The 20,597-nt window shown below is 60.4% G+C and carries 16 protein-coding genes; 10 read left to right on the forward strand and 6 right to left on the reverse strand.

What is annotated here, in order from left to right:
- Nucleotides 1–111 precede the first annotated feature (111 nt).
- Nucleotides 112–1,551 carry an O-antigen ligase family protein gene (locus U8330_RS12000; protein ID WP_323105508.1) on the reverse strand — a complete coding sequence of 480 codons (1,440 nt, stop codon included), beginning with the start codon at nucleotides 1,549–1,551 and terminating at the stop codon, nucleotides 112–114.
- A gap of 112 nt (nucleotides 1,552–1,663) precedes the next feature.
- Complete coding sequence (locus tag U8330_RS12005; RefSeq protein ID WP_323105509.1) at nucleotides 1,664–2,827, reverse strand: SGNH/GDSL hydrolase family protein; 1,164 nt, start codon at nucleotides 2,825–2,827, stop codon at nucleotides 1,664–1,666.
- Between the two features lie 475 nt (nucleotides 2,828–3,302).
- On the opposite strand from U8330_RS12005, the gene U8330_RS12010 reads away from it, so the two are divergent.
- Genes U8330_RS12010 through U8330_RS12020 form a run of 3 tightly spaced genes read left to right on the forward strand, consistent with a single transcriptional unit; the run spans nucleotide 3,303 to nucleotide 6,734 of the window.
- Entirely contained in the window at nucleotides 3,303–4,460 is a 1,158-nt protein-coding gene (locus U8330_RS12010; RefSeq protein WP_323105510.1) for a glycosyltransferase, read from the forward strand.
- On the forward strand, nucleotides 4,457–5,611 hold the full coding sequence (locus U8330_RS12015) for a glycosyltransferase family 4 protein (RefSeq protein ID WP_323105511.1): 1,155 nt from the start codon (nucleotides 4,457–4,459) through the stop codon (nucleotides 5,609–5,611). Before U8330_RS12010 ends, U8330_RS12015 begins: the two co-directional genes overlap by 4 nt.
- Before the next feature lie 37 nt (nucleotides 5,612–5,648).
- On the forward strand, nucleotides 5,649–6,734 hold the full coding sequence (locus U8330_RS12020; protein WP_323105512.1) for a glycosyltransferase family 1 protein: 1,086 nt from the start codon (nucleotides 5,649–5,651) through the stop codon (nucleotides 6,732–6,734).
- A gap of 156 nt (nucleotides 6,735–6,890) precedes the next feature.
- Here U8330_RS12020 and U8330_RS12025 read toward each other — a convergent pair whose 3' ends face one another.
- On the reverse strand, nucleotides 6,891–9,185 hold the full coding sequence (locus tag U8330_RS12025; protein WP_323105513.1) for a polysaccharide biosynthesis tyrosine autokinase: 2,295 nt from the start codon (nucleotides 9,183–9,185) through the stop codon (nucleotides 6,891–6,893).
- Between the two features lie 1,011 nt (nucleotides 9,186–10,196).
- Between U8330_RS12025 and U8330_RS12030 the strand changes: the two genes are divergently transcribed.
- From U8330_RS12030 to U8330_RS12040, 3 genes are all read left to right on the forward strand, one after another.
- Entirely contained in the window at nucleotides 10,197–11,630 is a 1,434-nt protein-coding gene (locus tag U8330_RS12030) for a phosphomannomutase (RefSeq protein ID WP_323107270.1), read from the forward strand.
- An 89-nt stretch (nucleotides 11,631–11,719) separates the two neighbouring features.
- Entirely contained in the window at nucleotides 11,720–13,147 is a 1,428-nt protein-coding gene (locus U8330_RS12035) for a mannose-1-phosphate guanylyltransferase/mannose-6-phosphate isomerase (RefSeq protein WP_323105515.1), read from the forward strand.
- A 659-nt stretch (nucleotides 13,148–13,806) separates the two neighbouring features.
- Nucleotides 13,807–14,016, forward strand: a complete 210-nt coding sequence (locus U8330_RS12040; protein ID WP_323105516.1) for a KTSC domain-containing protein — start codon at nucleotides 13,807–13,809, stop codon at nucleotides 14,014–14,016.
- A 93-nt stretch (nucleotides 14,017–14,109) separates the two neighbouring features.
- On the opposite strand, the gene U8330_RS12045 is transcribed toward U8330_RS12040, so the two are convergent.
- Complete coding sequence (locus U8330_RS12045; protein ID WP_323105517.1) at nucleotides 14,110–15,048, reverse strand: hypothetical protein; 939 nt, start codon at nucleotides 15,046–15,048, stop codon at nucleotides 14,110–14,112.
- Between the two features lie 231 nt (nucleotides 15,049–15,279).
- Here U8330_RS12045 and U8330_RS12050 point away from each other — a divergent pair, with 231 nt between their 5' ends.
- A complete protein-coding gene (locus tag U8330_RS12050) occupies nucleotides 15,280–15,864 on the forward strand; it encodes a transglutaminase-like cysteine peptidase (protein WP_323105518.1) in 585 nt (194 codons plus the stop codon).
- Nucleotides 15,865–16,043: 179 nt separating this feature from the next.
- On the forward strand, nucleotides 16,044–16,331 hold the full coding sequence (locus U8330_RS12055; protein WP_323105519.1) for a hypothetical protein: 288 nt from the start codon (nucleotides 16,044–16,046) through the stop codon (nucleotides 16,329–16,331).
- Nucleotides 16,332–16,682: 351 nt separating this feature from the next.
- On the opposite strand, the gene U8330_RS12060 is transcribed toward U8330_RS12055, so the two are convergent.
- A complete protein-coding gene (locus tag U8330_RS12060; RefSeq protein WP_323105520.1) occupies nucleotides 16,683–17,900 on the reverse strand; it encodes a polysaccharide biosynthesis/export family protein in 1,218 nt (405 codons plus the stop codon).
- 419 nt (nucleotides 17,901–18,319) lie between these two features.
- Here U8330_RS12060 and U8330_RS12065 point away from each other — a divergent pair, with 419 nt between their 5' ends.
- Both U8330_RS12065 and U8330_RS12070 read left to right on the forward strand, forming a co-directional pair.
- Nucleotides 18,320–19,039, forward strand: a complete 720-nt coding sequence (locus tag U8330_RS12065; protein WP_323105521.1) for a metallophosphoesterase family protein — start codon at nucleotides 18,320–18,322, stop codon at nucleotides 19,037–19,039.
- Nucleotides 19,040–19,204: 165 nt separating this feature from the next.
- Nucleotides 19,205–19,384: a hypothetical protein gene (locus U8330_RS12070; protein ID WP_323105522.1), complete on the forward strand. Its 180-nt coding sequence runs from the start codon at nucleotides 19,205–19,207 to the stop codon at nucleotides 19,382–19,384.
- A gap of 214 nt (nucleotides 19,385–19,598) precedes the next feature.
- Here U8330_RS12070 and U8330_RS12075 read toward each other — a convergent pair whose 3' ends face one another.
- Nucleotides 19,599–20,234, reverse strand: a complete 636-nt coding sequence (locus U8330_RS12075) for a sugar transferase (RefSeq protein ID WP_323107271.1) — start codon at nucleotides 20,232–20,234, stop codon at nucleotides 19,599–19,601.
- Nucleotides 20,235–20,597 lie beyond the last annotated feature (363 nt).

A 20,597-nucleotide genomic window follows, 5' to 3' on the forward strand; every position in this document is an offset into this window, starting at 1 on the left:
CGAATGCTCACGAACGCGATTGTGCAGCACAGCAGGTTATGGTGCACTGCAAAATGGGTAGCATCGTTTATTTGCGGTTTCTAGGCCGCGAGGATGTTTTTTTCAAAATCTTTAGCGAGGGGCGGGCGCAGCGGAAAACGGACCGCCCGGACGTGCACCTGAATCTCTCCCGTGAAGCGCGTCCCCCGCCAACCGCTTCCGGCTCGAGCGCAGCCTCAAGACAGCTCCTGCCCGCGCCAGTCGGAAATCAAGATCGAGTGCGACATACGAGATCATCAATGCGACGAATGCCATCATACATGGATTATAGCTTAGCTCTTCAAACATATAGACTGTAACCAGCGCAGCGGCCGCATAGGCGAAAAAGCCGATCTTACGGCGGCGAACCGCAAGGTACAATATGGTCGTCACCAGCAGAACGACGTAAACAAGTCCATTGGCGAATGCCGTAGCAAGAAACCCGTTGTGAGGCGAACCAATCCCTCCGATGGCTTGCATCAGATTGTAGCGGGCGGTGTAGCCGATCCCGAACGGATACTGGAACATTACCTCGAACCCGTGGCCGAGCGAACTGAAGCGCTCACTCGCATTGTTGCTGACATTCGAATCTTCGAGAAATCGTTTCGAAATCGCCGAATCGACGAAGTCGAAAACACCGAACGGCAAAACAACGATCACTCCTATCGCAACGGCGATGATCGTAAAGAATGAGCGTTTCAATGTCGCCATCGACAGTCGGCGTATATAGAGAACGAGCCCAACGAGGATGACGGCGATCAGACCAGAGCGGTTCTGCGTCAGGGTGAAGGTCGACAGATAGATGGACGTAAAGCGAGTGAAGATCCAAAAATTCTGTTTTTTCTCTGCGAGGTAGGCAGCAGCCGCGGCGGCAAGCGCAAAAACGGGACCTGCCTCGTTCCCATGGGCCCAGATGCCCCCAGCCTTCTCAAGACGCAGTGCACTGGTAATTTCACCACGGGCCAGTGCTTCGGCGACAGCAGCAGGATCGAACACGAAAGCTAGCCCGATCGAGGAGAGCTGATCGTGAAGCACAAGATCAAGGCCCAACAGCATGGCAGCCGCTGAAAAACCGTAGAAGATGCCCCAGCAGAACGGCGTAAGAAGCCTTTCTTTAAAGAGCATATAGGTGAACGGCAGGAAAAAGAGCGTGTAGAGATAGGTGAAGATGGATGTGTAGAACTCTCCTTCCCCACGCTCATGAAAAAGCATGACAGAGAGCAGGAAGGAGAAGCTTAGAACAACCAGATGCAGAATAAGCGGACCCGATGCGAGCAGCCGCACGTAAACGACGTAAAGGACCGGCAAGCCGACTAGCACGATCAGGTCACTGATATGCAGGAGGCGAAGGCCGATCGAGTTCGTGATGACATTGCATTGAAGGAGGAAGCCCACTCCGAAAGCGAAAAGAGCGAGGAATTTTGCAGGAATCGGCAGGATCTTCGGCGGATACATCGGCATCGCTGCAACGAAATCCGGAACGACGAGATCCGCTTCACCCGTGCCTGCCGCTTTACGACGCAGTTGATTCATCCTCGGTCCTCATGGAGTGGACCCGACGGCTCCGCCGTGAAGCCCGGGCGTTTAAAGTCTGCCCCAGCGCCGACCGCCCTGCGGTCATCACCAGGCGAGGCAGCGCTCGGTCCTACAGGGCACCCATTGGCAAGGAGCCTTCGACCACGATGATTTTCTGGACCAGCAGAGGTTCGTTGGTGGTCGGCGCATGCAGGTCGAAAGCTGGAAAGAGCGAAATGCCGGTATTCTGATCGGTGGCCGCATTGGCGTCAACCTTGATCCCCGCTGCGACCAACCACATCCACCCGTCCCTGCAGTTCAACAGATCGCCGATGACGATGGATTTAACCGCGCCGCCTGTCGGGATCACGAGCGACCCGAAAGGGCGCGGTTGCGAGGCCGATCCCTTTGCAAGCACGGCAAGGCTGATCGTCTTGCCGGCTAGTCTTCGGCGTTCATCTTCCGTCATCGGCCTGAAGAGACCGGCTCTCGTGTTTCCGTTGGGCCTGAGCGACAGCGCATAATCAAAGCCCGGAAAGGCACCTGCGCTGTCCTTGGCGGCGCTTGCCCCGGCGAGCGGCCTGTACCCTGCTGGAGAATCCTGGCTCCAATCGAGGAAATCTCCGTTGGCGATCTCGTTGCGAGCCCGCAATCGCGGCCAGCTTGGCGTCGCGAAGGAGGCCGCTGCCGCCTGATCGTAGGAGGACAGAAGGGCCGACGCGACGAGCTCTGCTCCATCGGAGTTCCTCGCCGTATCGCTCGGGTGAATACTGTCCCGAAAGAGAGACTTCGCCTTGCCGGCGTCGATGAAGGCAGCGTGGCTGTCCACCAGCGTCAGGCCGGGGTGGCTGCGGGCAACATCGAGGATCGACGCATAGACCTTGTCGAAGGATGTGCTATCCTGCCAGGGATTTTGTGTCGTCAGCACTTGAGGGACGCCCGGCCATTTCAGTTCTGTCAGTCCCAACGGACCGAAGAAGAGACCCCGGCCCGTAGACATATCCTCCGGATCGATTTGATGGAACGACTGCATATTGTGGCCGTGATGCAGAATGCAGAGATCCGGGGTCGGGATCGCGTCGATGGCAGCGCCGCGTCGCGATCCATCGAACATGGCCCCGGCAACCTGTCCCGGCAGACTGGCAAGATAGACGGTCAAGGTTGGACCAGAACCACGCCGCAATGTGACAGGAGCCGCATAGGCCTTGGGACCGGACGGCGCGGATCCCACCCATTCGCCCCAACGGTGCAGAACGACCGTCGCGTCGCACCGCTCTCCGATGCGGGCTGCCATCTTGTAGAACGGACCGTGCTCGGAGAAGCCGGTGCTGTCCGCATTGACGAAGATGACGCCGTTTTGCCCGCTGGCGAGACGCCGCTTGATGGGCGAAAAGGCAGAGGCGTTGATGGATGTCGCCGCACAGGCAGCCTTGGCGAGCGGCACACCGAGCCCCAGCGCCAAAAGCGTTCGTCGCGACAGGGACAGGGAGGGCACGGTCGTCATCGGGCTTTGCCTTTACACTTCAGCTCGTATGCGTTTTTGCATTGCAGCATTTTCTTGTTGTTTTGGCCGGCGGGGCATATAAGATACCGATTGATCTCACAGCGGTTCGATGGCGCGTGCGAGAAAAGCAAAGTCGGCTGCACCAGGGTGGGCGGTGTCTACACCGTAATCTTTGACAAAAATGCGTCAAGAATAACGCCTAGTCAGTGATGAAGCTCTTCGAGCCACCACCGTCTAAAGTTCAGAGTTCTCTTATGGGGCGCACATGGCGAAGATCCTCGTTGTAAGCAAATATTACTACCCGTTCAGCGGCGGCATCGAGGAAAGCGTCAAGTTCGTGGCGGAATATGCAGCGCGGTTCCATGACGTGACCGTGGTTGCCAGCAATCATGAGCCGGGAAACAAGGTCGAGACGCTCAACGGTGTGCGCGTCGTGCGACGCCATGTCCAGTGGCAGTTCAAGGGACAACCGATCTGCCTGCGCCTCTTCTCCGGCATCCGGTTCGGCGATTACGACATGATTCATTTTCACTCGCCCAACCCGCTCGCCAACGTCCAGTTACTGTTGAGAAGCCTGCTGTCGCCGAAGACGCCGGTGGTGGTCACCCACCATATGGACATTTTCGGCCGCAAGCTCTTGCGCATGATCTCCTTGCCGTTCCTGCGGCACCTGATCCGCAGTGCGGTAACGACGATTGTCACCTCCCGCAAGAATCTGACCATCTCCAAGGATCTTCCGCACGACGCCAATTATGTCGTTGTGCCGCTGGCCATCACCCCTCAGGATTACCAGATCGATGCCGACCTCAGACAAGAGGCTGCCGCCTGGCGGGAGGGGTTGAGCGGCACGGCGCCGGTGGTTGGCTTCGTGGGGCGCCATGCGCGGTACAAGGGATTGACGGTCTTGATGGAGGCGCTTGCCCAACTCGATGGTGTTCACGGATATATCGGCGGCGACGGTCCCTACAGGGCCGAAGCGCAGGCGCGCGCCGAGGCACTGGGAATTGCGGACAGGGTTCATTTCCTCGGCCGCCTCAGCCATCGCGAAAAACTGCGGTTGCTGGCCTCTCTCGATGTTTTCGCCTTCCCCTCGACCGAGATCACTGAAGCTTTCGGCATCTCCCAGTTGGAGGCGATGATCTGCGGCGCGCCGGTGGTGGCGTCGAACCTGCAAACCGGCGTTACCGACGTGTCGATCGGCGACAAGACCGCGCTTTTGGCGACGCCGGGAGATGCGGACTCCCTGGCCCAGCAGTTGCTCCGGCTGATCGAGGACAAGGAGCTCGCCGCGCGTCTGTCGAAGGCGGCGCTGGCCCATGTCAACGAAAACATGACGCATGACATTGTGTCCAAGAAAACGTTGGGAATTTTCGAAGGTGCGATCGCGACCAAGGCAATCGGGGCACAGGTCAGCGCCACATGACATCCGCACTGTTCGTCAGTCACACCGCCAAGATTGGCGGGGCAGAACTGTTCCTTGTTGATCTTCTTGAGGGCGGTCCGCCGGAGTGGAGAGCCTGCTTCCTTGGACAGGGAGCCGCAGCCGACCGCCTCACCGCATCCGGACGCCCTCCGATCGTTCTGCAGGCCGGCGCCCGAATGCTGGCCATTCGCCGCGAATCCTCTCTGCCGACCCTGGCGGCGGGCGCCGCAGACGTGTTTGCTGTGGCCCGCCAGTTGGCGCGGCAGGCGCGCAGCTTCGACGTGATCTGCGCCAACTCTCAAAAGGCCTTGTTCGTCTGCAGCCTGGCTTCGAAGCTATCGCGGCGTCCAATGGTCTGGTTCCTGCACGACATCATCACCGATCCGGCGTTCAGTTCGGTCAACCGTCGCGCGGCTTTATACTTCGCGCGGCATTTTGCTACGCGGGTCGCCGTCAACTCGCAAGCAAGTGCCGATGCCTTCATCAGAGCCGGCGGCCAAGCGGAAAAGGTCGATATCGTCTATAACGGCTTCGATCCGGCAGCCGCGAAACCGCATCAGGCCGCTCGGGGGAAGGCCTTACGGGCGGAATTGGGTCTCGACGATCGACCGATCATCGGACTGTTTGGTCGCCTGAGCCCGTGGAAGGGACAGCATGTCCTTCTCCAGGCGCTTGCCAAATGCCCGGATGTCCAGGCGGTGATCGTCGGCGCAGCAATGTTCGGCGAGGATGCCTATGCACAGTCGATCCGTAGCCTCGCCGCCGAGCTCGACCTCGAGAACCGGGTTCGCTTTCTCGGCTTCCGAACGGACGTGCCGGACCTGATCGCGGCAACCGATATCGTCGTGCACAGCTCCACCGTTCCCGAGCCGTTCGGCCGTGTCGTGGTCGAGGGCATGATGGCCGGACGACCGGTGATCGCAACGGAAGGCGGCGGCGTCAGTGAGATTGTCCGTCGGGGTGAAACCGGATGGCTGGTCCCACCGGAGGATCCGGCGGCCTTGGTCGAAGTCATCCGAGATGTGCTGGCAGACCCCTTGCGCGCTGCACGTCTGGCGGACGCAGGTCGTCTGGATGTCTCCCGGCGGTTCTCGCTTGAGGAGACAAGGACATCGATGGCGCGGGTGCTCCATTCGGCAGCACGGTCATAGGAACAAGAAGCGCGGTCATAGGGACAAGGCGTCATTCATGCGAATTTTGGTCAATATGCCAAGCCAGTTTGGCGGCCGTCCATCCGGCGTGGCGCGCGTCACCTTCTGCCTGCTGGAGCAACTCCTCGAACAGACATCTCATGATTACGTGCTTCGTTCGCCCTGGACACGGGAGCAATTGCCCGCGGCCCTGCGCAATTCGCGCCTCGCGCTCGAAGTGACCCCTAGACCGGGCTTTATCATCTTCGATGTCTTCCGACAGGCTCTGACGATGCCGCGCCTGTGCCGCAGGTTGGGCATCGATGCCATCCTCAATGCCGACCCGTTTGGAACGCCGACTGGCTCGAAACGGCGTGTGACCATCGTCCACGACCTCTATTTCAAGACGATACCCGAGCAGATCGGCCGTCGCGCCGTTTTCACCATCAACGTCATCTTCCAGATGGTCCTGTCTGGCTCGCATCATGTCGTTTCGGTTTCCGAGGCCACGCAGCGCGACCTCGCGAAGTGGTACCCCTCGACTGCAGGGAAAGCCACGACGATCCATTCCGCAAGCACCCTGGATGTTACTCCATCGGAAGAGACGGGCCAGCCTCCGGTGGATGGGCACTATCTGCTCGCCGTTGGAAACGCTACATGGAACAAGAACTTCGCGGTTCTGGCGGATGCGTTCGCCAAACTGAGCAAGCGCCACCCGGACCTGTGTCTCGTCCATGTGGGGAAGGATGATGACGAGGAGATCAGGACAGCGATCCAAGACCCCACGGTCAAGGAGCGCGTGATCAGGCTTCAGGGAATCGACGACGTTCAGCTCGGTGCCCTGTATCGCCATGCCCGCGCTTTGGTCATCCCGTCACTCTATGAAGGCTTTTGCCTTCCTGTGCTAGAGGCTCAGGAAAGAGATTGCCCTGTCGTCTGTTCCAACCTATCGGCAACGCCCGAGATCGCGGGAAAAGGGGCAATCACCTTCGATCCGCGCAATGCCGACGATGCGGCCCGAGCGATCGAAGCCATTCTCACAGATGAGACTGCCGCCGCCCGTCTGCGCGCGCTCGGCAAAGTGAATGCCGCCCAGTTCTCGTGGAAGACGGCCGCGAAAGCCTACAGCGCCCTGTTTGCTTAGTCGCCAGCCGGGACTCTCATCAGAGCGCCATCATCGAGACCACCCTTTTGTGTCGGGCTGCGCCATGACGTTTAGAGGGCGATCGCTAAAGGAGCGCCGCAGCGCGAATACGATCCACCATCAATGCAGAGCACCGAGGTGAACGCCTCGCCCAGCTCACAGCGAGTCGTTCTCATGGTAGTATTGGGCGAACCTCGCACCGTAATACTCGGTCGATCCATGGGTCTGGTAAAGCTTCATCTTTTTCTGATCCACCTTGTTCAGGATCACGCCGATGCATTTTTCGAAAATCTGCGGCTCGCCATCGAGGATCTGTCGGGCGGCGCGGCGGGTGATTTTGCCCCATTCCACAACCATGATGAATCCATCGATGCGGTGCGCGATAGCACGGGCGTCCACCACCGGCCCGAGCGGCGGGAGATCAAGGACGATATAGTCGAAGTCCTTGCTGAGTTCCGCCAGCAGATTGCGCATGACCGGCGACGACAGCAGTTCCGACGAATGCGCCACTCGATGTTTGGAAACCAGAGGCAGGAAGGATAGCTTTGTCTTGAGATTGCGCATCAACAGACTGCGCACATTCCTGCCTTCGATCAGCGCTTCCAGGATCCCGCTTTCGGCATGCGCCGCGAGGGCCCGCGTTGCGCCGGGATTGCGGAAATCGGCATCGACCAGCACGGTCCTGACACCCTGACTTGCCAGCAGTTCGGCGAAGTTGATCGATACCGTCGACTTGCCCTCGCCCGGCAAGCCGGAAACCACGCCGATGATCTTGCACTCCTTGCCGGGGATGGTCAGATCGATGGCGATCTTGGCGCTGCGGAGCGTCTCGGCGAAGGCCGAGAGCGGATGATCGACGACATAATTCGTGATGGCGGATGTCTTGTGTATTTGGTGAGGATGGGTGGATTGCGGTTCGGCGCGGGTCCGGCCTGTCTCCTCGATCAAGGGACCGATGCCAAGATATTCCAGTTCCAGCGCAGATCGAACATGGTCACCGGTGCGGAAGAAGCGATCACGGAACTCTCGGAAGGCGCCGATCGCGCTGCCGGCTGCTAGGCCGAGAACGATCGACAAGGCTAGCGTGAGGGACTTGCGCGGCGACGTCGGCAGCCAGACCGGCACTGCCTTGGTGATGATGCGCGCCTCGGTGACCGGGAAAGATTGCTGCTGCACCGCTTCCTGGTGACGCTGGAGGAAGGTTTGGTAGAGATCGCGATAGGTCTCGGCTTCGCGCTCCAGTTCGCGCATCTGGACCATGGTCTCGCCTGCCACCGCCGTTACCTGCGTTGCCGCGGCGACCTTGTCCTGGATTTCCTTCTCCCTGGCTTCCGCCACGCTGAGGTCGCTGCGGTAGCTTTCGGCGATCCGCGAGACCTCCTCGAACATCAGTCGCTTATACTCCTCCATTTCGGAGCGGACGCGGACAGCCGCAACATGCTGCGGTCCGAGCTTTGCAGCAATCTCGGTCTGGAGCTTGGAAGCGGCCAGATACTTCCGGCGAAGATCTTCGGAGATCGAGCTCTTCAACACATCGCTGACGATGGCGTCAGATTGGCCCGACGAGACGATCTTCTCGATCTGCTCGAGGCGCGCCCGCGCGCGGGCCGTCTCGGCCTGCGCCAAGACCAGCCCGCTCGCAAACTCCGACAGCTGTTGATCGGAAACCAAGGTCTTGCCCGCCGCGACGAGGCCGTTGGCAGCTTTGAATCTCTGAAGAGCGAGGTCTGTTTCCAGCGACTTCTGTCGCAGTTCGCCAATGCGGTCCTGAAGCCAGAAGCCTGCGCGCCGGGTTGCATCGTACTTGGAGTTCAGCTTGTCGAAAAGGTAGGCGTCCCCCAGCGCATTTGCGATCTGCGAAGCAAGGACTGGCGACGTCGACACGTATTCGATCGCGAGCGCATAGGTTCTGCCGACGCGGGAAACGGTGATGCCCGTTTTCAGCCGGGCGGCCGCCTCCCTCCGTTTTGCTTCAGCGGACGCCGGCGTCGGGCCGGATGGCGTCGAGAGCCCGAACGCTTCCAGAATCGATCCGGCTTGCGCTTTCACGCTCGATACGAGCGAACCGGTCTTCGCCATGAACTGCGGGTTGCTTGACAGATCCAACTTGTCGACGACGGCAAGCGCGATCGTATCGGACTTCAGCAGTTCGACCTGGCTGAGCACATAGGCATCATTGTTGGTGACCGCGCTGACCAGAGACAGCTGCTCGACGACCTGGCTGTTCCCGCGGTCGATCAGCACCGTCACCTTCGAGGTGAAATAAGGCACGGCGACAACCGTATAAGCCATGCCGAGGATCATCGCGACCATCACGCATCCGGCAATGAACAGCCATTGCCGTCTGAGCATGCCACCGAGCGCATCGAAACTGATCGGCTCCGCTTGTTGCTCGTCCTGATCGAGGTCGATCTTCAGACTGTTGGCAAGATCACGATTGTGGACTTGCATGGATCAACCTCGACCGGGATTTTCGATACGCCGGTTGGCGCGTTTGGGGGGTCACTGGTAGGCTTGGAAAGCGCCATCCTCTGCAATGGCTGGCGATCGAAGCATGAACGCTCCCTGTATGCGGGTCTGTTCGCGCGAAAGAGCCTTGCGTTGCGAGATCAGTGCACGAGCCCAAGCTTCAAATGCCCTCTTTCAATCAGACCTTTGTTACCCAGTCCAGCAGCGTAGACAGGTAGGGAAAATGACTGATCATGGCATCGCTGATTTCGACGGAGACAAACGTGGCTGCCTTGTCCCCGCTGTCACGCACCGTCCCATCATCCTTCAGCCCTCACCGGGTACCGGAACGCCTAGGAGAAGTCAATGAAGACCCAGCAGAAGACGGACACCTCTCTTAATTAGGGACATCTGCCTTTCCCTGTTGAGACGAGACTACGCTCTTATAACTCGACATTCAGATTCACTCCTCGCCAGAAGAGTCCGATCCCATCACTGGCCTGAGCATTCACTCTCGGAAATCGCCGGGGAAGCTTGATCGACAAGGACATGAACGGGGACGAGTGCAAGACCCCTCGTCTTCGCACTTGCGAAAGGCTCTTGATCGAATATGGTGCAGTGCCATACGATTGCTGGTGCTGATCCTCTTCTTTGCCACCCAACCCCTTCGAGCAGTGGAGCAGCGTCTGACATGACTCGTTATTGCAGGACCACATTGCCGTATCGATGGGTCCATCGCCTCATTCAAACGTCCCGGGTGAACGATCGCGCATGTGCTTCCAAGACTCGAGAAACAGAACCCTTTATTTTAGATAGTACTGAATTTAGGATCAGCAAGCCCTTCAATCGGAGACCTAAAGCCCAGCTTTGCCGTTCTGGAACACCTTCTCTGGGCTTTCCTTCGACTCTCCGGATAGGGAAGGACAAAGCCTTCGTCATTCCGCTGTTGCTCCGGCCTTTCTGTGCCTCGGAGGCAGCATGAACCATACAACCAGCTAAGTGATCGGACAGCGCATGAAATTTGGAACAAGCGGCCTGCGGGGTCTAGTAACTGATCTTGAGGGTCGTGTGTCGGCCCTCTACGCTACGGCCTTCGCACATCATTTGCTTCGGGAAGGCTTGACGAAACCGGGCGGCAAGATTCTCGTTGGTCGAGATCTGCGCCCTTCCAGCCCCGATATTGCAGCGGTCTGCATCGGCGCCTTGGAACGTGCGGGCCTATCGCCCATCGATTGTGGCGCGGTCCCCACGCCAGCCCTCGCCTTTCACGGCATTTCAACCGGGGCAGCGTCCCTGATGGTGACCGGGTCGCATATCCCTGCCGACCGCAACGGGATCAAGTTCTATCGGCCCGACGGAGAGATCGACAAGGCCGACGAGGCGGCGATCACCGCCATCGCTGCGGAGATCGAAGCGGCCGAGAAGAGCGGCACCGCTCTCGACATCGGCCCGGGAACGGCCCCCGATCTCGCGTCCCACGTCATGTCGGCTTTTTCCGCGCGAAATGCAGAGCTGTTGCCCGCCTCGGCCCTGCAAGGGCTCAAGGTCGGTGTCTACCAGCATTCGACAGTGGCGCGGGATCTCCTCGTCGAGACGCTCCGTTTCTCTGGTGCCGAGGTCCTTGAGCTCGGCCGATCCGAAACCTTTATCCCCGTTGATACGGAAGCCGTCTCAGCGGACACGGTGCGTGCGCTGAAGGGATGGAGCAAAGAGCACGGTCTGGACGCGATCGTCTCTGCCGATGGGGATGGCGACAGGCCGCTCCTGTCCGACGAAACAGGGGAGCCGGTGCGCGGTGATCTTCTCGGCCTCGTCGCAGCCCAGTTCCTGAAGGCCGATGTCGTCGTCACCCCTATTACATCCAATTCCGGAATCGAAGCCGCTGGATCCTTCCGCGTCATCCGCACCAAAGTCGGCTCTCCTTTCGTCATTGCCGGTATGGCAGCCGCCCTTGCGGACAAGGCAGTCGGCGTCGTGGGCTTCGAGGCGAACGGCGGAACGCTGACCGCCTCCACCTTTCCAGCCGCCACGGGAGCGTTCGCCCCGCTGCCGACGCGCGACAGCCTGCTTCCTGTCCTGGCCATGCTGAAGCTGCGCAAGGATCGGCAAGCGCCTCTGTCCAGCATTGTTGCCTCCTTCGCTCTGCCCGCCGCAGCCGCGGATCGGCTAGAGAATTTTCCGGTGGAAACGAGCGCCGCCTTGATGGCCAGCCTGCGTAGCTCACCAGAGGCATTGGCAGCGTTTCTCGCCCCGCTCGGCACCGTTTCCGGCCAAAGCGACATCGATGGTCTGCGGGTGACGCTGACCGATGGGCGCATCATTCATCTCAGGCCATCAGGCAACGCGCCGGAAATGCGCTGCTATGTTGAAGCAGCCGACGAGGACGCCGCCAAAGCGCTTCTGGAACAAGGCCTCGACTTGATCCGGAACTGGGCGGCGAACCGTTAAGCGAGAGACAAACCGCAAATCACGCGTCTCGCGACAGCCCCTACGGACCAAGCAGATCATGGGGCGCGCGACGTATCGGAGAGCAGAGTATGACGAAAAAGATCATCCCCGTGATCATGGCGGGCGGCAAGGGAACGAGATTGTGGCCGCTCTCGCGCGCCTACGCGCCGAAACAATTCATTCAGTTCGTTGGAGATCGGACACTCTTCCAGGCAACCCTGGCGCGGGTTTCTGACGAGACGCTCTATGCCCCTGCGGTTGTCATCACCAATGAGGATTTCCGGTTCCTCGCCGCGGAGCAGGCGCGCGAGATGGGCATATCGCTTTCGGCGATCCTCCTGGAGCCGATGGCGCGCAATACGGCTCCGGCCGTCGCCGTGGCGGCTGCGTTCGTCGCAGACCGGATGGGAGACGACTCCATCCTTCAGGTCCTCGCCTCCGACCACGAGATCGTATCCGACGCGCGTTACGACGATGCGATCCGCATCGCGCGCGATACGGCGATTGGTGGCAAGCTGGTGACCTTCGGCATTACACCGAGCGAACCGGCCACGGGCTACGGCTATATCGAAGTGGGATCGCAGCTTGAAACCGGCGCCCACGCGATCCGGCGCTTCGTGGAAAAACCGGCGCGGGACAAAGCGGAAGCGATGCTTGCGGCCGGAAACTACGTTTGGAACTCGGGATTGTTCATGTTCCAGGCGCGTCAGGTGCTGGACGAAATGCGCAGCCATGCGCCGCTGGTGGTCGAAGCGGCCGTCGAAGCCGTGGAACGGGCTGTCGGCGATCTCGACTTCCTCCGTCTCGATGCCGAGGCCTTCGCGAAGAGCCCGGACATTTCGGTGGACTACGCGCTGATGGAGAACACGGCAAACGGCGCCGTCGTCCCCTCCACCTTCACCTGGTCCGATATGGGAAGCTGGGATGCGGTCTGGAAGCTCGGCGAGCAGGACGAGGCCGGCAACGTGCTTTCCGGCAATGCCACATCCTTGAACACCACCAACTCGCTGATCATGTCACGACACGGGCATCTGGCTGTTCAGGGTCTGGACGGCGTTGCCGTGATCGCCAGCGAAGACGCCGTCTATGTCGGTCGGCTAGACGACAGCCAGAGCGTCGGTCACCTGGTGAAGCAGCTCGCGGCGGGCAAGTCAACGTTCCCGCTGACGCAGACGCACCCTACCTCCTACCGGCCATGGGGCGGATATACTTCCATCCTCACGGGAGATCGTTTCCAAGTGAAGCGGCTTTTCGTATCGCCGGGCAAGAAGCTGTCGCTGCAGAAGCATCACCATCGCGCCGAGCATTGGATCTGCGTCAAGGGCACGGCCGAGGTGACGATCGGCGATGAGGTTTCGACCCTGTGCGAAAACGAGAGCGTCTATATTCCGCAGGGTGAAATTCATCGGCTCGCCAACCCCGGCAAGATTCTCCTCGAGATGATCGAGGTGCAGACCGGCTCCTATCTGGGCGAAGATGACATCATCCGCCTGGTCGACGAGTTCGGCAGGCAATAGCGGCGCCGCCGGATTCCATTGCCTAGCGCCATGCCAATCGCGGCGCCGGACGCTTCCCTCATCGACACCGGATCCGGGCCATGCCCGGCTCCGGTCTTGCCGCATTCGGCAGGATGATCCGGAGCACGCATGCCTGCGGCGGCAGGAGCGTCGGTCGATCGCCCCCCAGGCCCCGAACTTGCCCATGGGCAGTGACGACATCGGCGCTTGAGTTACGTTCCCGCTCCCATCAGCAGACGACAGGCGATAACTCCGCCGGGACGGATCATTCGCTTTTCGAGCGCGACGACGAAGCGCTCCCGCGACATCTCGGCCTCTCCCTGACGTCGCCGTCATCGCGTCGAGCCTGCGCCGGCAGAACGGGACCGGATTCCAGAATCGGTCATGCGAGAGCAGGATAAGAAAAACTGCCTGCCTTCGAAGGCAAAGAGACTGCCTTTTGAAAGGCAGCACCGGCAATGCACGCCGCGCCAGTACCCGGCAGTCTGGCAACCGAGGCTTCCCCTCCTCATGGTGCAGCCTGAAGGCGCGCCGGACACGGTCGGTTTTGGATCACGCAGGCATCGTCAAAGCCAAGCTGTAAACCCGATTTTCATTCTGTTCTTTCAGCACTTTTTCAAAGCGGCCTGATAGAGCGGAAGGAACGGTCAGGAGCAGCCATGGAAACGTTCGACGTCAATTCTCGAATAATCAAGAAGGTTGCCTTCCTGGCGTCAGGCGGACAGCTGTGGATCGAGTTTCGCAACGGTCAGCAGCGGCTCTACCGAAACGTTCCTCGAAAAGCCGTCGAGGCGCTGGTGTCGGCACGATCGCCCGGCCAGCATTATCTCGAGCACATCCGAAATCATTTTCCGCGCACGGCCGCCTGAACCGAGGCTTTCGTCACAAAAGCGCATCTTCTCCCGTAGCGTAGTCGAACGGTCTGATAGCGCGCGCCGCAGACCCGGTTGTCCAATGTTCGCTTAGGGAAGCGTCGGGCTTACCTGATTGTCGGTCGACCCGCCCGATCCGTCGGTCGAAAAGTATCGCGCGCCGCCGTTGCTGACGGAGAATTCACCGCTGGTGGTCAGAACGGATTCGTCGCCGAAGTCGCCGGTATTGCTGCCTGCCTGGCCGTCATTGCCGATCGCGGCAGCAGGAGACGCAGAGGCGGCACCGGCCGCGCCGAGCGCCGCCGTTTCCAGCTGCTGAACGTTTTGAGTTTCGAGCGCCTTGACGAAAGCCTGCATGAAAGCCTCGTCGCCCGTCTTGACCACCTCTTCCTGGATGATCGTTCCAAGCTCGTTGCCCACCCGCGAGCAGGAAACCGAGGCCGCAGCCAGACCTTCCGTAATGGCGGCCACCTGCAGCGTCGTCATGTAGGCCGGCGGCGCCGGGGTCGCAGCCTGCCCTGCAACCGGCGGGGCGACAGCTGGTTGAGAAGGAGCGGCCGCGCCTGCGGCTTCGGGGGATGTGGTCGAGCTGGCCGGCGGCGTCACCGCGCTGGGCTGCGCGCCCCCTGTGGTCGGTGCCGTGACGGCAGCGCCGGGCGCCGCAGACCCCTTCAGGGTGCGGACATGGGCGAGAATAGGCGCCAAGGTTCGTACGTCCGAGGCGGCGAGCATACGAACGCGGGTCGACAGAGGCAGCCCCGCCCCCTGGAAACTCGACAGATCCTCGGAAGAACGGCCGAGGAAACTCACAATATCCGCGTCGGAGAGCTTGAGCGGCGGGAGATAGCAGCTGATGCCCGGAACACCCTTGACTGCGGAAGGCGCAGACTGCGCATGGGCAGTTTCGGAGAAACCATGGAAACCTGCGATGACACTCCCCAAAAGGAGAAGTTGCCCCAGCGAACGGCGAGAACTCATGCACAATCTCCAGAAGACAGGGTCCAAGACTTTAGACAAGAGCTTTGCCACGATTGCCGTGTCCTATCAAGCAAGCTGAAGGAATTTCCTAAAACATCGCTAACGTGCGCGGGCATCCTGGGCACCTCGCTTGGGTTCAGCGTCCTCAGCAGGACGACAAGCAGCCAGAAAGCGCGAGTTTTTCGGCGATCGTTAAACTTGTCGCGTTCCACTTAAAGGGGGCTCCATGAAGGGCTGCTAAACCTCGAGGCACTGGATCAAAGTGTTTGGCAGGGGCTCCTCATGAAGCGCATGACAAAAACCTTCACTCTGGCGGCCTGCTCCCTGGTTGCCATGGCGACGATGGCGCTCGGTGCCCCTGCCCAGCGCATGATGCCGCCCGGCCTCAAGAGCCCCTATCTAAGCACGGGACGACCTAGCATGGCGCCCTTCGCCTTCGTGCGCTTTTGCGTTGCGAATGCGGACGACTGCACGGCCAGCGACGGTGAGGATACGATCGTCATGTCGCCAGAACGGGTGGCCCAACTCAAATCGATCAATGGTGCCGTCAACCGGGCGATCACGCCCCAGTACGACCAGGTCTCCCTGGACCGCTGGCAGGCCGATGTCACCGCCGGCGATTGCGAGGACTATGCGCTGACCAAGCGCCGGCGCCTCATCGGTGCCGGCTTCGCTCCCGCTGCGCTGCGCATTGCCGTGGCGCGCACATGGTCTGGCGAGGGCCACGCGGTGCTGGTCGTCCGCACCGACCGCGGCGATGTGGTTCTTGATAACCGGTTCGACCAGATCAAGCGCTGGAACGCGACCGATATGCGAATCCTCAAAATTCAGTCGGGTGCCAACCCCCGTCTCTGGTTCGAACTCTAACGGCGCTGCCCCTGGCGGAGCGCTCCTCACCTAGTGCGGCCGCGGGCTGCGATCGGCTCTCTGTCGACATATAGTCCTCCTTGCAGCTCTCTTGTCACGCGCATGAAGATCATCATTTGGCTGGACTCGACAGTCTTCGAAAGCGGCCCATATTCCTTTGGCGAACGGTGGAGAGGCTGATGATGAAACAGATATGCATGGCGATAGCCGGGCTTGTAGCGCTTGCGGGTGGCGAAGCGGTGAATGCCGCAGATCTCATCGAGGGGTATATGCCGCCGCCGCCCCGGCATCATAAACGGGTCGTCATGCCCGTTGTTACCTATGTCGATTGCAGCCTGCTGCGCGTCGACTATCGTCCGCCCAACCCGCCAAGAAGCGAAATCGTGCAGGTTTGCTATCCCCCGCTGAACCTCTCCCCGCGCGCCGACATCAACCGGCGCGGCCAGTTCCGGGCAGTTGGGTATTAGACGGCCGTCGACTCGGTACCATCGTCGGCCACGCTCAGCCACCGTTCGAAAGCTCCGCTCCGACGGTGGGCTGGGATATTTGACGCTTGCAGGCCCAATCAACCCTCACGGAACGACAATAATACCTTGCCGATGAGGCGTGTGGGACCTTCAATAGACAATCGCGGGTCCTCCCCCCTCGCAGCCCGAATATGGCTCGGCCGGACGGGAACAGACGACGCCTGACCATAAGAAAAGCCGCGGGCACAAAGAGTGCGCGCGGCTTCTTTTCGACGAGGCGAAGAAAAGGCTCCGGGGGCCTTGTCTTTAAACCGCTGCGCCGCCCTCCACTGAGGATGGCGCAGCGCGACCTTAGAGATCCTTGACCGAGTCCCGGGTCGAGATGACATCCGACGAGACGCCGGACGCCGAAGAGGTGACCGAGTTGAGGATGTCCAGGAACTTGAGCACTTCCGTCGACTTGGAGTTGGTGACGAAGATGATGTCCTTGTCCTGCATCGGGAACTTCTGAACCAGGAACATGGTCGAGGGATCGCGCAGGTTGGCGCGGAAGATGACCGGGATCGTTTCGCTCTTGTACCGGCTGACATCGACGTTGAGGCCGCGCAGGAATTCACGATTCACGACACGGTAGAGCAGAACCTGGGCCGGATCTGCACGCCCATCGAGCAGGCCGCCGGCCTTGCCCAGGGCTTCGCCCAGTGTCAGGTTCGAATCCTCGAAGTCGAAGCGTCCGTTCTCGCCCGAAGCGCCGAAGGCCAGGTAGGTACGGCGCTCGCGGTTGACGATGATCGTATCGCCGGGAGACACGAAAATGTTTTCCGACGGCGTGTTAATCAGGTGGTCGTAGAGCACGGTTGCTGTACGGCCGCGACGCTGCATCGTGACATAGGTTTCGATGCCCGGCGTCTTCAGGCCGCCAGCCTGCGAGATCACGTCGAGCACCCGGTCTCCAGCTTCGGTCAACTCTATCTTGTTAGGCAGGTTTACGTCACCGAGCACGGCCACCTGCGCCGAGCGGCTGCTGACCTTCGTGATCACCACCTGCGGCTCGATCGCCCGATTGGAGAGAAGCTCTTGGATCTGCTGCTGCACCTCATCGACCGAACGACCGGAGGCGCGAACGCGGCCGGCATAGGGCACGGTGATCGTGCCGTTCCGATCAACCGTCTGGTTCGGGATGGTGACGAAGTTGCCAGCGCGCGATCCGGCATCCGCCGGAATGAAAAGACCGCCGGACTGGGATTCGAAGATCGTCACGCTCACGACATCGCCGATGCCGAGCGGAAGACTGGGAGAGCCGCCTCCCCCGCCGCGACCACCAAAGCTGCCCTGCAGCGACGGCGTCGTCGCCTGGGCGACATTGGCAATGACGGCTGCGCTGAGATCGACCAAGGCGTAGTCTACGCCGGGCGCCATGCGCCGCCCGCTCGATCGCGTGTCGGAGACCTTGATCGCCGCCTGTGCTTCAACGGCGCGGGAATCCGGACCGGACGCGGGGAGAGACGTGCACGACGTCAAAGCGGTCGCTGCGGAGAGGACCACGAGGGTCAGGCGAAATAGGTTCAAGTCCCCAATCTCCATAAAACATGCCAGTATTCAAACGAGTTCTAGCGATGGACTGCTAGATCCTAGATGACTTTAATGTCGTTCTTTCGCTGAGCAGACGACCAACCGTTGCACTGCCGCAACAGTCGCGTTTCTGAGCGCTCGTAAAGTCGAGCAAGAGGCTTTAGGATTGAGATCTTGTAAACAGCGGTCCCGCCTTAGGGCATTCATGAGAGTATGATGAACTGTGCGTTAAGCCAAGTGCGAGGGAATCGCAAGAGTTGCAACCCGATTTTCCCGGAATATGGTTTACTCCGGCAGGGTCGATCGGTGTCGTGCGGAGGACGCTTGACAGGCGACCCCAGTCACGCCAAGCCAGCTCCATGAGAGATGGTTCAGGAAGAGATTCAGGTGTCCGGGCACCCTTACCGCGGCGTCGGGTGGATCTCAGTCAGCTCGATCCGTTCAACACGCTCATCTATGCGATCCCGGACATTCACGGATGTCTCGATGCTCTTCTCGAGGCCGAGCAGCGGATCGAGGCCGATCGCCGCGGCAGCGCCGGGCCGACCTACATCGTCTATCTCGGCGACTATGTGGATCGGGGGCCGCAGTCTGCCCAGGTCCTCGAACACCTCTCCACAACGGAGATCGACGGCGTTCACCGGATCATGCTGTGCGGGAACCATGACGACATGTTTCTGTCCGTGCTGCGCGGGCGTGAGAACGCAAGTGACTGGCTGACAATTGGCGGAAGGGAAACGCTGATGTCCTACGGCATGTCGCCACTGGAGATTGCACGGCTGGCGCGCAGTCCCCAGCGTCTGCTCGAGGTTCTGGAGCGCCGGGTTTCGGCCCGTCATATTGCCTTTTTGAACGCACTGCCCGTTTGCGCGCGGCTCTGCCGGGATTATCTGTTCGTCCATGCCGGCGTCTTTCCGGAACGGGCTCTGGCAGACCAGTCCGACATGCATCTGATGTGGATTCGCGAGCCGTTCCTCAGTCTCGGGCCTCGCCTTCCCTTCACCGTCATTCACGGCCACACGATCGTTCCCAAGCCGGAATTCGTCAATCGCCGCATCGCGCTCGATACAGGTGCCTATGCCCATGGCACCCTGTCTGTCCTGCGCATTGCAGGACGGAAGGCCCGCCTCCTCTGACCGATTGCCGGCAATCGTTCAAATTTGACGGTTTTGACTGACGGACTGCAAAGCATCCCATTGGAAAGACAGGCTGAACATCGACAGAGCCGGTCCCAAAGCCTGGTCCGTTAAGCCTTCGGAGAAGGGCCGGCGGTAGCCTCCAATCAATCTTTGGAGGTTCGCATGTCCCTGAGAATGAAAAGCCTGTTCGCTGCCTTCGGTGTTTCTCTCGCGCTGTGGGGGATCGTCATCAAGAGTGCGATCATCCTCTACCCCTATGCCACGGGACCAGGCGAAACCGCACCGATCTGGACCGCGGAGCTCGGCGAGAGCGGACGAACGGCCCCGTCAGTCCTGCGCTGAGTGCTTGGCGAGAGGTCCTGCGACCTGCCCTGCCTAGAGCAATGACCGCTCTCCCCTCAACCTTGCGCCGGCAGCAGCGGATGCGCGCGACCGAGCCCCCATGGCGGGCTTCATGGGGCCGGCGGCCAATTCGAAAGAGGAAGTGATCAACAGCAAAACGGCCGGATCGCTCCGGCCGTTTTGCTGTTGATGCGCGCCGTCTGGGAAAAGGGCCTTAAAACCCCTTGCCGCCGCGCAGTTCCGTCCAGACCGTCAGGAAGATGATCTTCAGGTCCATCCAGATGGTGAAATTGCGCATGTAGTGCAGGTCGCAGGCGATGCGGGCGCGGGCCTTGACCGGGTCGGTCGTCGGGCCGCGCAGGCCGCGCACCTGGGCGAGGCCGGTCAGGCCGGGCTTGACCATGTGGCGGTAGTGGTAGTGCGGCACCAGCTCTTCATAGAGCTTGGAAGCGGCCAGCATGCCGATCGCGTGGCAGCGCGGGCCGACCAGCGACATGTCGCCACGCAGAACGTTGATCAGCTGCGGCAGCTCGTCGATGCTCGTCTTGCGCAGGATCGCGCCGAGACGCGTGATGCGCGGGTCGTTCTGTGTCGTCTGCTGGACGCCGGTGGTATCGCAAAGATCGGTGCGCATCGAGCGGAACTTGAAGATGCGGATCTTCGTGCAGTTCTGCCCCCAGCGAACCTGGCGGAAGAAAGCCGGGCCCGGGCTTTCCAGGCGGATGGCGATGCAGATGAGAAGGAAGAGCGGCGCCAGTATCAAGAGGGCCGTTCCCGCAACCGTGATGTCCAGCGCGCGCTTGGCGGCGAAATGAAAGGTGCTGCTGGCGATTTCGCCACGGCGGAACATGTCAATGGCAGGGGTGGGGAAGTTTGCCACCGCGGGCTCACTCGTAAATGTCGCTCGGAACTGCTTCATCGGGCTCTCCGGGTCGTCGTGATTGAGCGTGTCATTTCTTGTGCGACGCAACATGCCAAACTTAGAGGCAAATGTCACCCCCTCGGCTCATAGTCCGTTAACCAGTGCATGCCGAACAAGGACGGATTCGGAATGCAGAAAACGCGGTGAACAGAGCATTAACGGAGGCTATGCGTCTGTTTCATTTCAATATTTAAAATGATGATGGGAACCCAACGCTTGGACGAAAGCGAGCTTCATGACTAAATCGTTTCAAATTGGGACATTAGTCATGCCTTCCGCGCATAGCTGCAA

The organism is Rhizobium sp. CC-YZS058, assembly GCF_034720595.1.
Taxonomy (GTDB): domain Bacteria; phylum Pseudomonadota; class Alphaproteobacteria; order Rhizobiales; family Rhizobiaceae; genus Ferranicluibacter.